Below are 13,011 nucleotides of genomic sequence, written 5' to 3' on the forward strand. Positions count from 1 at the left end.
GAACCGTCCGCGAACTGGAGCAGACGGCGTGCTCCCCTGAGGCAGAGCCGTGCAGGGCACAAACAGCCATTCTGCCATGGATCGCGACCCCGACAAAAACGGTGCTGGCCAGGGTCAACGCAGGTCGCTGCGCTCCTCGATGACGACGACGTCGGACGGTCGTGGCCGCGTCGACCTCGATCCTTCGCCGAGGTAGGCGGAGGACGACGTCCGGAATGCCACGAGCCCGGCGGGCCGGGCTTCGCGCCACAATTGCCACAGCTGCGCCCAGAACAACGCCAGAGCGACGGCGATGGTCACGCCGAACGCCCCACCCCACCACCAGGTGCCGAAGAACCCGAGCGACACCGTCAGCGCGTGCAGGATTGCGAAGCCTCCGACATCCAGCCACGACACCGCGCGTTCCGCGCGCACCGTGCCCCGGGCTCGGACGAGCAGCGTCAACACGATCTGCCCGATGAAGACCGACGGGATGCCCAGGAGCAGCACCCAGAGGAAGGCCCACCCTCCTGCGTTGAACACGCCCCAGCCGACGAGCAGCCAGAGCGGCAGGATGAACGCCGCCGGGAACAGCCACCGGTAGACCGCGCGTCGGAGAACCATGAACCGATGCTACGCCCGTCCCGAAGCGACGGGCAGGGTGTCCCGCACGCCGGACGGCCATCTCTCAGCGCGCACTCCGCGAGAATGGAGGATGACGGAAGGAAATGAATGATCGAGCTGCGCACCCCGGCCGAGATCGAGACGATGAGGCCTGCCGGCCGATTCGTGGCGGAGGTCCTTGCGACCCTCCGCGACGATGCGAGGGTGGGAACGAATCTCCTCGCGCTCGATCAGCGGGCGCACGAGATGATCCGTCGGGCGGGAGCGGAGTCCTGCTACATCGACTACCACCCGTCTTTCGGCGCCTCGCCCTTCGGGAAGGTGCTGTGCACCTCGATCAACGATGCCGTGCTCCACGGACTGCCTTTCGATTACGCGCTTCGTGACGGCGACCTGGTGTCGCTGGACTTCGCGGTCGCCGTGGACGGGTGGGTGGCCGACTCCGCGGTCTCGTTCGTCGTCGGCACGCCCCGCGACGAAGACCTCGCGCTCATCGACACGACCCAGCGCGCCCTGTCCGCCGCCATCGACGCGGCACAGACCGGCCAGCGCATCGGCGACATCTCCGCCGCGATCGCCGCGGTGGCTCGTGCGGACGGCTACCTCATCAACACCGATTTCGGTGGGCACGGAGTCGGCCGGACGATGCACGGCGACCCGCACGTGCCCAACGACGGCAAGGCGGGCCGCGGCTACCCGCTTCGTGCCGGCCTCGTCCTCGCCCTGGAACCCTGGTTCCTCGCCTCCACGGACAAGCTGATCACCGATCCCGACGGCTGGACCCTCCGCAGCGCCGACGGCTCACGTGGCGCGCACTCCGAGCACACCGTCGCCATCACCGAGGGCGGTCCGGTCGTCCTCACCGACCGGAGCTTCCTCGGGGTTGACTGAACGCCCTCAGAGCGTCGTCACCGCGGCACTTCGCCCGGGCAGGGTGATCCGCCCGTCATCCGCCGACACCGCGTCATCCGTCGTCAGCAGCACCCGCGACGCATCTCTCATCCGAAGCGTCGCCGCGTCGGTGCCGAAATTGACCAGCACGTCGACGTCACCGCGACGCAGCACGAACGTGCGGGCATCCTCATCGGCCTCGGCGGACAGTGCCGCGAAGTCGGGGTCGGTGAGGTCGGGAAGCTCTCGACGCAGCTGCGCGAGCCGCCGGTAGAGCTCCAAGGTGCGCCGGTGACGGGGATCGGCGGCGTCGGATGTCGCCTCGGACCAGTCGAGGTGCGACCTCTCGAAGGTGGCCGGATCCTGCGGATCGGGGACGACGGATTCGTCCCACCCCATGGCGGCGAACTCCGCCAGTCGACCGTCGGCAGTCGCCTTGGCCAGCTCGGGCTCGGGATGCGACGTGAAGAATTGCCACGGGGTGCTCGCCGCCCACTCCTCACCCATGAAGAGCATGGGGGTGAAGGGCGCGAGCAGCGTGAGCACCGCGCCGATGCGCAGGCCCCCGTCGTCCAGCGTCTGGGAGAGCCGGTCGCCGGCAGCGCGGTTGCCGATCTGATCGTGGTCCTGGCTGTAGGTCACCAGACGCCACGTCGGGATGCGCGGATCGATGGGCCGGCCGTGTTCCCGCCCGCGGAACGACGACCACGTCCCATCGTGGAAGAAGCCCCGGGTCGCGGCCTTCACCAGGGCGGAGAGAGGGGCGAAATCGGCGTAATACCCCACGGTCTCGCCGGTGAGGGCGACGTGCAGGGCATGGTGGTAGTCGTCGCTCCACTGCGCGGTGAGGCCATAGCCCCCGGCCTCGCGAGCGGAGATGAGAGTCGCATCATTCATGTCGGATTCGGCGATCAGGGTCAGGGGACGCCCCACGTGGGCGCTGAGCCGATCGGTCTCCTCGGCGATCTCCTGCAGGATGTGCCGATCGGTGCGGTCGAGCAGCGCGTGGACGGCGTCCAGACGCAGACCGTCGACGTGATAGTCCCGCATCCACATCAGCGCGTTCTCCACGATGAAGGCGCGCACGGCCGGCTCGTCGAGGTTCACCGACGAACCCCATGTGTTGCGTTCGGCGTCGCGGAGGTACGGGCCATATTCCGGCAGATAGTTCCCACTCGGGCCCAGATGGTTGTAGACGACATCCTGGATGACGGCGAGACCGCGTCCATGGCAGGCATCGACGAACCGCTGGTAGGCCGCGGGGCCGCCGTAGGCCTCGTGCACGGTGTACCACAGCACGCCGTCGTAGCCCCAGTTCCAGACGCCGTTGAACCCGTTCACCGGGAGGAGCTCGACGTGCGTGACGCCGAGATCGACCAGATGGTCGAGGCGCGAGGTGGCCGCCTCCAGACTCCCCTCGGGAGTGAAGGTTCCCACATGCAGTTCGTAGACGATGCCGCCTGCGAGCTGGCGTCCCGTCCACGCGTGGTCGCTCCACTCGTAGCCGTCGGCATCGAACCAGCAGGAGGTCTCATGCACGCCGTCGGGCTGTCGGCGTGAGCGGGGATCAGGACGCACGGTGTCGCCGTCATCGAGGACGAAGCCGTACCGGTCACCGTCGGCCAGGGTCACCTCGCCGCGCCACCAGCCGTCTGCCTCTTCCCGCATCTCGAGGTCTCCCCCGGCATGCCGCAGCCGGACACGGGTGGCCCGCGGGGCCCACAGTTCCATCATCGGAGTGTTCCTTCCTCGATCCGGTCGGCGTCGATCAGGAGCGCAACCGGATAGGTCTGCAGAATTCGTGACAGCGGAATCTCTCCGCCGCCGAACCGTCGTCCCGTCAGCGCGTCGACGACGTCCCGCGACGGAAGCAGGATGGCCGTCCCGCCCCAGCCGCCCCGACGGGCGAGCCCGGCCGGCAGCCGCGTGACGACGGTCGTCGCCCCGCCGCGGTCGAACGCGACGGCGTGTTCGGACGCCTCACCGATCACGGTGACCGGGCGATGGACGGTGAACAGGTCGGGTCGGTCGCGGCGGAGGCGCAGTGCGCGTGAGGTCACCAGCATCTTGGCCCGGGCCGTCGCGTCGACCGGCGGCAGATCCCCACGGGCGAACGCGGCGTCGAGATCCCTCAGCATCTGTCGGCGCAGGGCGAAGTCCACCGGGCGACGGTTGTCGGGATCGACCAGCGAGGTCTCCCACAGCTCGGACCCCTGGTAGACGTCGGGCGAACCCGGCGCGGTGAGCTGCACCAGCTTCGCACCGAGGGAATTGCTCCACCCGAACGCCGAGATCTCGGCGACGAAGTCCTCGATCAGCGGGCGCGCCTCTGCCGACGCGGCTTCGACGAGCGCATGCATCCCTTCCTCGAAATCCTCGTCGGGGTCCCACCACCCCGTCGACTCCGCCGCCTCACGGGCGGCCTTCTCGGCGTACGCGTGCAGACGATCCGGGGAGGCGGGCCACGCTCCGATGACCGCCTGCCAGAGAAGGGCATCGAACGGTCCGTGACCCGTGGTCGCCACCGCGCGAAGGCGCTCCAGCACCTCAGCCCAGCGCGCGGGGATCTCGGCGAGCACGTTCAGCCGGGCGCGGACGTCCTCGCCGCGCTTGGTGTCGTGGGTCGACAGCGCCGTCATCGCATGCGGCCAGGCAGCGAGACGTCGTTGCTGCGCCCGGTGGAACTCCGTCGGCGTCATCGAGAAGACCGCGGGGTCCCCGCCCACCTCGGTGAGGGAGCCCAGGCGTGTGAACCGGTAGAAGGCTGTGTCCTCGACGCCTTTCGCCATCACGGGGCCGGTCGTCTGCTGGAAACGACGGGAGACCTCCAGCGTCGGATCGCGCAGGATCACGCGCAGCGCCTCGAGGCTGGGTGAGAGGTCCGGGCGGCGCCGCGTGGCCTCAGCCGTCGCGCGGGTGAGGTGCTCCTCACCCGCCGGAAGGTACGACCGGTAGACGGGGAAGCAGGCGAGGAGTTCGGCGAACGCATCGGCGGCCTCCTCGACCGGCGCAGGCAGGCACCGTACCAGTCGCGCGATCTCGGCGCGCTGTATCGTGTCGCCGATCATCCGCTTGGTGGTGTGGATGAGATCGGTCCAGCCGCCTCCCGCCACGCCGGTCTCGGCCCGGAGCTCCGCGTCGAGGTCGTCGAGGGGGCCCTCGCCGTCGGGGTCGACGAAGAGCCGGTCGATCTCGCCCAGGGCGTCGTATCCCGTCGTGCCGGCGGTGCGCCACCACGGGGGAAGATCCTCGCCGTGCTCGAGGATCTTCTCCACGAGCACGTGCGTCGGCGCGCCGCGCGCTGCACGAGCCGCCTCGGCCAGCTGCTCCAGGTACGCCCCGGGGTCGAGCAGCCCATCCGGATGGTCGACGCGCAGACCGTCGGCGAGCCCCTCGCGCAGCCAGCGCAGGATCTCGGCGTGCGTGGCTTCGAAGATCTCCGGCACTTCGACGCGGACACCGGCGAGGGTGGTCACGGCGAAGAACCGGCGGTAGTTCAGATCATCCGCCTCCGTGCGCCAGAACGCCAAGCGGTAGTGCTGGCGGGACAGCACCTGGCGGACCACCGTCGGGTCCGACGACTCGGCATCGGGCGCCGAACCCTGCGCGAGGGGGAAGGCGTGCTCGAAGTACCGCAGCGCGCCGAAGGGGAACAGAGCCGGGTCGTCGCTCCCGGGAGACACGGTGATCTCGCCTTTCTCGACGACCTCGTCGACGTCGCCGCCGAGGATGGGGACGAGGACCCGGCCGCCACCGAAGTCCCAGTCGATGTCGAACGCGTCGGCGTGGACCGAGTCGCGGCCCCGCAGGAGCACGTCCCACCACCACCCGTTCTCGGCTGGCGCGGAGATCCCCATGTGGTTGGGGACGATGTCGACCAGGATGCCGAGGTCGGCATCCCGCGCGGCGGACGCGAACCTCGACAGCGCCTCCGGGCCGCCGCGCTCGGGGTCGACCCGGGACACATCGACCACGTCGTATCCGTGGTCCGACCCCGAGGTGGCCGCGAGAAGCGGCGACAGATAGGCCCACGACACCCCGAGGTCGCGCAGGTAGTCCACTACGCCTGCGGCGTCATCGAGATCGAAGGAACGCCGGATCTGCAGGCGATAGGTCGATTCGGGGTGCCGACGGTCCGGCGCAGCAGGAGGAACCGCCGCCGAGCTCACCGCCCCGCCTCGGCCTTCGGCGGCGTCTGCGGCACGTCGGAATCGGCCAGAAGGACCAGCGACGCCGCCACCGAGTGGTCGACCTCGGGCTCGGGGACCTCGTGTTCGCACAGCACCATCAGTGATTTCGCGGCAAGGGGCACCGACTCGCCCGGGACGAGAGGCGCGGAGTCGGCACGCTGTCCGGCTGTGTCGACCACGGTGTCCCACTTCGGGCTGAACTCGACAGCGGGCAGGTGGAAGTCCACCTCTTCGTCGCCGGCGTTGAACAGGATGATGAAGTGCTTGTCCGAGATGGGCTCTCCCCGCCGATCGCGCTCGCGGATCCCGTTGCCGTTGAGGAAGACGCCGATGGCGCGACCGAAACCGGAGTCCCAGTCCTCGGGCTGCATCTCCGAGCCGTCGGGGCGGAGCCACACGATGTCGGGGATGCGATTGCGCTCCTCGCGCCGCACCGGACGGCCGTTGAAGAACCGGCTCCGTCGGAACGTCGGGTGATCGCGCCGCAGTCGCGCGAGCGCCGCGGTGAACTCCAGCAGCGGCTGGTCGACCGTGTCCCAGTGCATCCAGGTCAGCTCGTTGTCCTGCGCGTATCCGTTGTTGTTCCCCTGCTGGGTCCGTCCGAGCTCGTCACCGTGCAGAAGCATCGGCACGCCCTGGCTGAGCATCAGCGTGGCGATGAAATTCCGCTGCTGGCGCGCCCGCAGCGTCAGAACCTCCGGGTCGTCGGTGGGACCCTCGACGCCGTGGTTGTACGAGCGGTTGTGCGATTCGCCGTCGTTGTTGTCCTCGCCGTTGGCGTCGTTGTGCTTCTCGTTGTACGACACCAGGTCGCGCAGCGTGAAGCCATCGTGAGCGGTGACGAAGTTGATCGAGGCGACCGGGCGCCGGCCTGAGTGCTCGTAGAGATCGGCGGAGCCGGTCAGGCGCGAGGCGAACTCCCCGAGCGCCTGCGGCTCGCCACGCCAGAAGTCCCGGACGGTGTCGCGATACTTCCCGTTCCACTCCGTCCACTGCGGCGGGAAGTTGCCCACCTGGTAGCCCCCGGGGCCGACGTCCCACGGCTCGGCGATGAGCTTGACCTGCGAGACCACCGGATCCTGCTGCACGAGCTCGAAGAAGGTCGCCAGGCGGTCGACGTCGTAGAACTCCCTCGCGAGGGTCGAGGCCAGATCGAACCGGAAGCCGTCCACATGCATGTCGAGGACCCAGTACCGCAGGGAGTCCATGATCAGCTGGAGCGCGTGGGGATTCCCCACGTTCAGGCTGTTCCCCGTGCCGGTGTAGTCGGTGTAGTAGCGCTTGTCGTCCTGCTCGAGGCGGTAGTACGCCTCATTGTCGATGCCGCGCATCGACAGGGTCGGGCCCATGTGATTGCCCTCGGCGGTGTGGTTGTACACCACGTCGAGGATCACCTCGATGCCCGCGGTGTGGAGGGCGCGCACCATGCCCTTGAACTCCTGCACCTGCTGACCCCGCTGACCTGTGGATGCGTAGGTGTTCTGCGGGGCGAGGAAGGCGATGGTGTTGTAGCCCCAGTAGTTCGCCAAGCCCTTGTCCTGGAGGGTCGAGTCGTTGACGAACTGATGCACCGGCATGAGTTCGAGCGCGGTGACACCCAGCTTGAGCAGGTGGTCGATGACCGCCGGGTGGGCGATGCCGCTGTAGGTGCCGCGCAGCTCCTCCGGGATCAGCTCGTTGAGCTTGGTCAGACCCTTGACGTGGGCCTCGTAGATGAGGGTCTCGGCGTACGGGGTCTTGGGCTGCCGGTCTCCGGTCCAGTCGAAGAACGGGTTGACCACGACCCCCTTCATCATCGCGTCGGCGGAGTCGTCGTCGTTGAAGGAGTCGGGGTCGCCGAAGGTGTACGAGAACACCGACTGACCCCAGGTGATCTCGCCGTCGACCGCCTTGGCGTACGGGTCCAGGAGGAGCTTGCTCGGATTGAACCGCTGACCGTTCGCCGGGTCGTAGGGGCCGTGGACGCGATACCCGTATCGCTGCCCCGGTCCGACGTTGGGAAGGTACACGTGCCACACGAACGCGTCCACGTCGCGCAGCTCCACCCTGGTCTCCGAGCCGTCGTCGTCGAAGAGGCAGAGTTCGACACGTTCCGCTCCCTCACTGAAGACGGCGAAATTGGTGCCGTTCCCGTCGAAGGTGGCGCCGAGGGGGTACGCCGACCCCGGCCAAGCCTGCAGCGTCATCGTGTCCTTTCACGGTCGCGCGCACGCCGCACGACCAGTTACGAAGGTCCTGAGCATATCGAGGCCGGATGACACGCCGGTGCCTCTTGACGCCGAGGCACCCCGAGGGGGTCTGCCGCGGCATCCGGTGCGGATCAGTCCAGCAGGTCGGGTCGGTGGGCGCGGGTGCGGGCCAGGCTCTGCTCGTGACGCCACTGCGCGATCGCACCGTGGTTGCCGCTCAGCAGCACCGGAGGAACCTCCCGCCCGCGCCACGAGGCGGGTTTGGTGTAGCTCGGGTACTCCAGAAGCCCGGCCTCGTGGGATTCCTCGACGAGACTCTCGGGGTTGCCGACGACGCCGGGAACCAGGCGCGACACGGCCTCTACGATCGCCATGGCGGCGACCTCGCCGCCGTTGAGCACGTAGTCGCCGAGGCTGATCAGCCGCACCCGGTGATTGGTCGAGTAGTGATCGACGACGCGCTGATCGATCCCCTCGTAACGGCCGCACGCGAAGACGATGTGGTCCTCATCGGCGAGAGCGCGTGCCAAGGGCTGGGTGAACCGCTCCCCTGCCGGCGAGGGGACGATGAGCAGGGCATCGGGCGTGAGCACCTCGTCGAGGGCCTCGCCCCACGGCTCGGGCTTCATCACCATGCCCGCGCCCCCGCCGTAGGGGGTGTCGTCGACGGTGCGGTGTCGATCGTGCGTCCACGCGCGCAGGTCATGGACGCCGATGTCGAGCAGGCCACGATCACGTGCCTTGCCGATCAGCGAGACGTCGAGCACGTCGAAGAACGCCGGGAAGATCGTGACGATGTCGACGCGCATCTCAGGACGCGTCCGGTCGGCCGTCCTCGGCTCCCGTGTCGGATGCTTCCGCGTCCTCCGGATCGCCGGGCAGGTCCTCGAACAGACCCGGAGGCGGGGTCACCGTGACGCGCCCCGCGGCGATGTCGACGTCGGGCACGATGGCCGAAACGAACGGGACGAGCAGTTCTCGGTCGCCCTCGCCGGTGGGGCGGACGATCAGCAGGTCCTGCGCGGGAAGATGATCGATGCGGATCACCCGCCCGACGATGTCTCCGTCGCGGACCACGTCGAGGCCGACGAGCTGGTGATCGTACCAGGCATCGGGTTCGCTCGTGGGGGCGGTCGCGTCCTCATCGATCCAGAGGATGGCGCGCACGAGGCCCTCCGCCGCGGTGCGGTCATCCACCCCCTCGAAGAAGGCGACCGGGTGGGAGTTCATCCATCGGAACTCGCGGACGGTGAGGGGCTTGCCGTGCCACGGAGAGGTCTCGGGCACCTGCAGGGTGAAGGTCGCACCCGGGACGAACCGGCCGTCCGGGTCGTCGGTGTACAGCTCGATCTTCAGCGCACCCTTCAGGCCGTGGGCCTTGACCAGGCGGCCGACGCGCAGCTGCGTCCGCTCGCCCGCCCGCGCGCGCGGAGCGGATGTCGCCGAGGAGTCTTCGGTCGGCACGTCAGTCGTCCGCGACGTCGACGCGCACACGGCGTCCGTCTGCGAGAGCGGCGACGAGGGTGCGAAGGGCTTTGGCCGTGCGACCGCCGCGCCCGATCACACGTCCGCGGTCCTCGGGATGCACGTGCACCTCGAGCAGGTCGCCGCGAGGCGACGTGGACGACTGGATGCGGACGTCGTCAGGGTGATCGACGATCCCCTTGACGATGTGTTCGAGCGCGGCGGCGAGCATGGTGCGGGACGCTTACTCGGCGGCGGCGTCGGCGGAAGCCTCGGCCTCGTCGGCGGGGGCCTCGGCGGGCTCCGCAGCCTTCTTCTCGGCCTTGGGCTTGACGACGGAGGACTTCGACGAGTCCAGCTCGAAAGCCGGCTTGTCCTCGCGCGTCTTCACCGTGGAGGTCGCGTCCTTGTCACCCTTGAAGGTGCCCCAGTCGCCGGTCAGCTTGAGGATGGCGCGCACCTGCTCGGTCGGCTGGGCGCCGACGCCGAGCCAGTACTGCGCACGCTCGGAGTCGACCTCGATGAACGAGGGCTCCTCGGTGGGGTGGTACTTGCCGATCTCCTCGATCACACGACCATCGCGCTTGGTGCGCGAGTCGGCGACGACGATGCGGTAGTAAGGCGCGCGGATCTTGCCCAGGCGCTTCAGACGGATCTTGACAGCCACGATTCTCCTGAATGTGTGGAAGGGATGAACTGGTCGACCGGGAGGTGGGGTGCAACACCCGGTGGAAGCTCTACGGAGGACGGCGGGCTGGATAGAGGGTCGAGTCCGGCGTCCGACCCTCTATTCTGCCAGACGACACGAACGGTAGCGAACCGTCGAGCAGCTGTGTTCGCGTGCCACACTGGGCGGATGACGGAGCCCTTCGCCCGGTCGGCACGCTCCACCGTGGGAATCGAATGGGAGCTGATGCTCGCCGACGGCGAGACCGGCGATCTGGTGCCGCGGGCACCCGAGGTGCTGGATGCGCTGGGCGAGGACGCCGCACTCGAGCGTTACACCATCACGCAAGAGCTCCTGACGAACACGATCGAGCTGACCAGCGGGATCGGCGACACCGTCGCCGCCGCCGTCGACGACATCGGCGACGCGATCGCCGCGGTGCGCACTGCCACCGAGCCACGCGGCATCGAGCTGCTGTGCGCAGGCAGTCACCCGTTCGCTCAGTGGTACGACCAGGAGGTCACGGACAAGACGCGCTATCACAGCCTCATCGAGCGCACCCAGTGGTGGGGCCGGAACATGATGATCTGGGGCATCCACGTGCATGTCGGCGTGGAGGACGTGACCAAGGTCTTCCCGATCATCAACGCACTGACGGTCTACCTTCCCCACCTGCAGGCGCTGTCGGCGTCCTCCCCCTTCTGGGCCGGAGAGCGCACCGGCTACGCCTCGAACCGGGCGCTGGTGTTCCAGCAGCTGCCGACGGCGGGGCTCCCCTGGCCTCTCCCCGACTGGGCTGCTTTCGAGCGCTACCTGGACGACATGATCGCCACCGGAGTGATGGAGGATGCCACGGAGGTGCGGTGGGACATCCGTCCCGCGCCGCGGTGGGGGACGATCGAGGTGCGGGCCTGCGACGGGATGTCGACGCTCCCCGAGCTCGCCGCGGTCGCCGCGTTCGTACAGGTCATGGTCGAGCACTTCTCCCGTCTGCTCGACGACGGCGTCGAACTCAGCGGCATCCAGCCGTGGTTCGTCCGCGAGAACAAGTGGCGCGCCGCGCGTTACGGATTGGACGCGCGGGTCATCGTCGATCGCGACGGCACCCAGGTGCCCGTCCGCGATCACCTGGCGGCCACGCTGGACGAGGTGGCCGGGATCGCCGTGGAGCTGAAGTGCGCACGAGAGTTTGCGGGGCTCGAGCGCATCCTCGCCGGCGGCGCCAGCTACGCGCGCCAACTCCTGGTCGCCGAAGCAGCCGACGGCGACCTGCGCGCCGTCGTGCACCACCTCATCCGGGAGTTCCGCGCGGGTCCGACGCTGCGCGACCACCTGGCCGCGGTGAGCGGCGGCGGTTGACCGGACGACGGACGGCGACCCGCGACGCTCAGCCGCGCCCGAGGAGCTTCTGGAGTTCGGCGAGATCCTCCGCGCTCGGCGCAGCCGGTGCGCCTCCCGCGCCGGCCGCGCCGCCGAGACCGAACCCGGTTCCCGCGGGCGCAGCGGGTGCCGACGCGGCGATCCCTGCGTTCTCGGCCGCGCGCTTCGCCGGGTTCCCCGACCGCGATCCCTTCTGCTTCTGCTGCTTGCCGCGTTTGGTCGATGCGCCGGGGCGACCCGCTCCCGGCACCGGTCCCATTCCCGGGATGTTTGGCACGCCGCCGCGGGCGACGGTCTTCATCATCTTCGCGGCCTGGTCGAACCGCTGGACCAGCTGATTGACGTCTGTCACCGTCATACCCGACCCTCGGGCGATGCGCAGGCGCCTGGATCCGTTCAGGATCTTCGGATTGCGTCGCTCCCCCGGTGTCATGGAACGGATGATGGCCTCGGTGCGGTCGATCTCGCGCTCGTCGAAGTCGTCGAGCTGCTGCTTCATACCGCCCATGCCCGGGAGCATCCCGAGCATCTTCTTCATCGAGCCCATCTTCTTCAGCTGCTGCATCTGCTGCAGGAAGTCCTCGAGGGTGAACTGCTCGGTCGCGATCTTCTCCGCGACCTTCCGCGCCTCCTCCTCGTCGAAGGCCTGCTGGGCCTGCTCGATGAGGGTGAGGATGTCGCCGAGGTCGAGGATGCGCGAGGCCATCCGATCGGGGTGGAACGCCTCGACGTCATCGAGCCCCTCGCCGGTGGAGGCGAAGATGATCGGCCGCCCCGTGACCGACGCCACGGACAGGGCCGCGCCGCCGCGGGCGTCGCCGTCGAGTTTGGACAGGACCACGCCGGTGAAGTCCACGCCGTCCTGGAAGGCCTTGGCGGTGTTCACCGCGTCCTGTCCGATCATTGCGTCGATGACGAACAGGACCTCGTCGGGGTCGGTGGCGCGACGGATGTTCGCCGCCTGCTTCATGAGCTCGGCGTCCACGCCGAGGCGGCCGGCGGTGTCGATGATGACGACGTCGTGCTGCTGGCGCCTGGCGACCTCGACCCCGTCCATCGCGACCCGCACGGGATCACCGACGCCATTGCCCGGCTCGGGGGCGTAGACCGCGGCGCCGGCCTGGCGGCCGACGACCTGGAGCTGGTTCACGGCGTTCGGTCGCTGCAGGTCGGCGGCGACGAGCAACGGCGTGTGCCCGTCCTTTTCGAGCATCTTCGCCAGCTTGCCGGCGAAAGTCGTCTTCCCCGAGCCCTGCAGACCCGCCAGCATGATGACCGTCGGCGGGTTCTTCGCGAACTGCAGTCGACGCTGCTGGCCGCCCAGGATGCCGACGAGCTCCTCGTTGACGATCTGCACCACCTGCTGGGCGGGGTTCAGCGCACGATTGACCTCGTCGCCCAGGGCGCGCTCGCGAATCTTGGCGGTGAACTCCTTGACCACCGGCAGCGCGACGTCGGCGTCCAGCAGCGCCCGGCGGATCTCTCGCACCGTCCCGTCGACGTCAGCGGGGGTGAGCTTCCCCTTCGTGCGCAGATTGCGGAAGGTCTCAGTGAGCCGGTCGGAGAGCGTGCCGAAGGTAGCCATGGTCCGGCAATTCTACGCCGTGGGGTCAGTGGCACCCTCGCG

General features: G+C 68.8%; 11 protein-coding genes. 2 read left to right on the top strand and 9 right to left on the bottom strand.

Going from position 1 to position 13,011, the window contains the following annotated elements; translation table 11 throughout:
- Positions 1 to 114: 114 nt before the first annotated feature.
- Entirely contained in the window at positions 115 to 603 is a 489-nt protein-coding gene (locus FBY40_RS11310) for an MFS transporter permease (RefSeq protein WP_141938756.1), read from the bottom strand.
- A gap of 108 nt (positions 604 to 711) precedes the next feature.
- On the opposite strand from FBY40_RS11310, the gene map reads away from it, so the two are divergent.
- On the top strand, positions 712 to 1,494 hold the full coding sequence (gene map / locus FBY40_RS11315) for a type I methionyl aminopeptidase (RefSeq protein ID WP_141938758.1): 783 nt from the start codon (positions 712 to 714) through the stop codon (positions 1,492 to 1,494).
- Between the two features lie 6 nt (positions 1,495 to 1,500).
- On the opposite strand, the gene treZ is transcribed toward map, so the two are convergent.
- The 7 genes from treZ to rpsP form a co-directional block, all read right to left on the bottom strand.
- Positions 1,501 to 3,228 (bottom strand): malto-oligosyltrehalose trehalohydrolase, encoded by a 1,728-nt coding sequence (gene treZ / locus FBY40_RS11320; protein ID WP_141938760.1) that lies wholly within the window; start codon positions 3,226 to 3,228, stop codon positions 1,501 to 1,503.
- Positions 3,225 to 5,663 carry a malto-oligosyltrehalose synthase gene (gene treY, locus FBY40_RS11325; RefSeq protein ID WP_141938763.1) on the bottom strand — a complete coding sequence of 813 codons (2,439 nt, stop codon included), beginning with the start codon at positions 5,661 to 5,663 and terminating at the stop codon, positions 3,225 to 3,227. The genes treZ and treY overlap by 4 nt, the downstream gene beginning before the upstream one ends.
- Complete coding sequence (gene glgX, locus FBY40_RS11330) at positions 5,660 to 7,864, bottom strand: glycogen debranching protein GlgX (protein ID WP_141940149.1); 2,205 nt, start codon at positions 7,862 to 7,864, stop codon at positions 5,660 to 5,662. The genes treY and glgX overlap by 4 nt, the downstream gene beginning before the upstream one ends.
- 140 nt (positions 7,865 to 8,004) lie before the next feature.
- Positions 8,005 to 8,682, bottom strand: coding sequence for a tRNA (guanosine(37)-N1)-methyltransferase TrmD (gene trmD / locus FBY40_RS11335; RefSeq protein WP_141938765.1), 678 nt, complete (start codon positions 8,680 to 8,682; stop codon positions 8,005 to 8,007).
- Position 8,683: 1 nt separating this feature from the next.
- Complete coding sequence (gene rimM / locus FBY40_RS11340) at positions 8,684 to 9,337, bottom strand: ribosome maturation factor RimM (RefSeq protein WP_141938767.1); 654 nt, start codon at positions 9,335 to 9,337, stop codon at positions 8,684 to 8,686.
- A gap of 1 nt (position 9,338) precedes the next feature.
- Positions 9,339 to 9,569, bottom strand: a complete 231-nt coding sequence (locus FBY40_RS11345; protein WP_124293421.1) for an RNA-binding protein — start codon at positions 9,567 to 9,569, stop codon at positions 9,339 to 9,341.
- A gap of 12 nt (positions 9,570 to 9,581) precedes the next feature.
- Complete coding sequence (gene rpsP / locus FBY40_RS11350; protein WP_124293422.1) at positions 9,582 to 10,004, bottom strand: 30S ribosomal protein S16; 423 nt, start codon at positions 10,002 to 10,004, stop codon at positions 9,582 to 9,584.
- 189 nt (positions 10,005 to 10,193) lie between these two features.
- On the opposite strand from rpsP, the gene FBY40_RS11355 reads away from it, so the two are divergent.
- Positions 10,194 to 11,363, top strand: a complete 1,170-nt coding sequence (locus FBY40_RS11355; RefSeq protein ID WP_141938769.1) for a glutamate--cysteine ligase — start codon at positions 10,194 to 10,196, stop codon at positions 11,361 to 11,363.
- A gap of 28 nt (positions 11,364 to 11,391) precedes the next feature.
- On the opposite strand, the gene ffh is transcribed toward FBY40_RS11355, so the two are convergent.
- The gene (gene ffh, locus FBY40_RS11360) at positions 11,392 to 12,969 is read right to left on the bottom strand and encodes a signal recognition particle protein (RefSeq protein WP_141938771.1); all 1,578 of its coding nucleotides are present in this window, start codon (positions 12,967 to 12,969) and stop codon (positions 11,392 to 11,394) included.
- Positions 12,970 to 13,011: the final 42 nt, after the last annotated feature.

Source organism: Microbacterium sp. SLBN-154, assembly GCF_006715565.1.
Taxonomy (GTDB): Bacteria; Actinomycetota; Actinomycetes; order Actinomycetales; family Microbacteriaceae; genus Microbacterium.

Bases quoted from the DNA above. Each gene is read 5' to 3' on its own strand.
- FBY40_RS11310 (WP_141938756.1), bottom strand. From the start codon at position 603: ATGGTTCTCCGACGCGCGGTCTACCGGTGGCTGTTCCCGGCGGCGTTC.
- map (WP_141938758.1), top strand. From the start codon at position 712: ATGATCGAGCTGCGCACCCCGGCCGAGATCGAGACGATGAGGCCTGCC.
- treZ (WP_141938760.1), bottom strand. From the start codon at position 3,228: ATGATGGAACTGTGGGCCCCGCGGGCCACCCGTGTCCGGCTGCGGCAT.
- trmD (WP_141938765.1), bottom strand. From the start codon at position 8,682: ATGCGCGTCGACATCGTCACGATCTTCCCGGCGTTCTTCGACGTGCTC.
- FBY40_RS11345 (WP_124293421.1), bottom strand. From the start codon at position 9,569: ATGCTCGCCGCCGCGCTCGAACACATCGTCAAGGGGATCGTCGATCAC.
- FBY40_RS11355 (WP_141938769.1), top strand. From the start codon at position 10,194: ATGACGGAGCCCTTCGCCCGGTCGGCACGCTCCACCGTGGGAATCGAA.
- ffh (WP_141938771.1), bottom strand. From the start codon at position 12,969: ATGGCTACCTTCGGCACGCTCTCCGACCGGCTCACTGAGACCTTCCGC.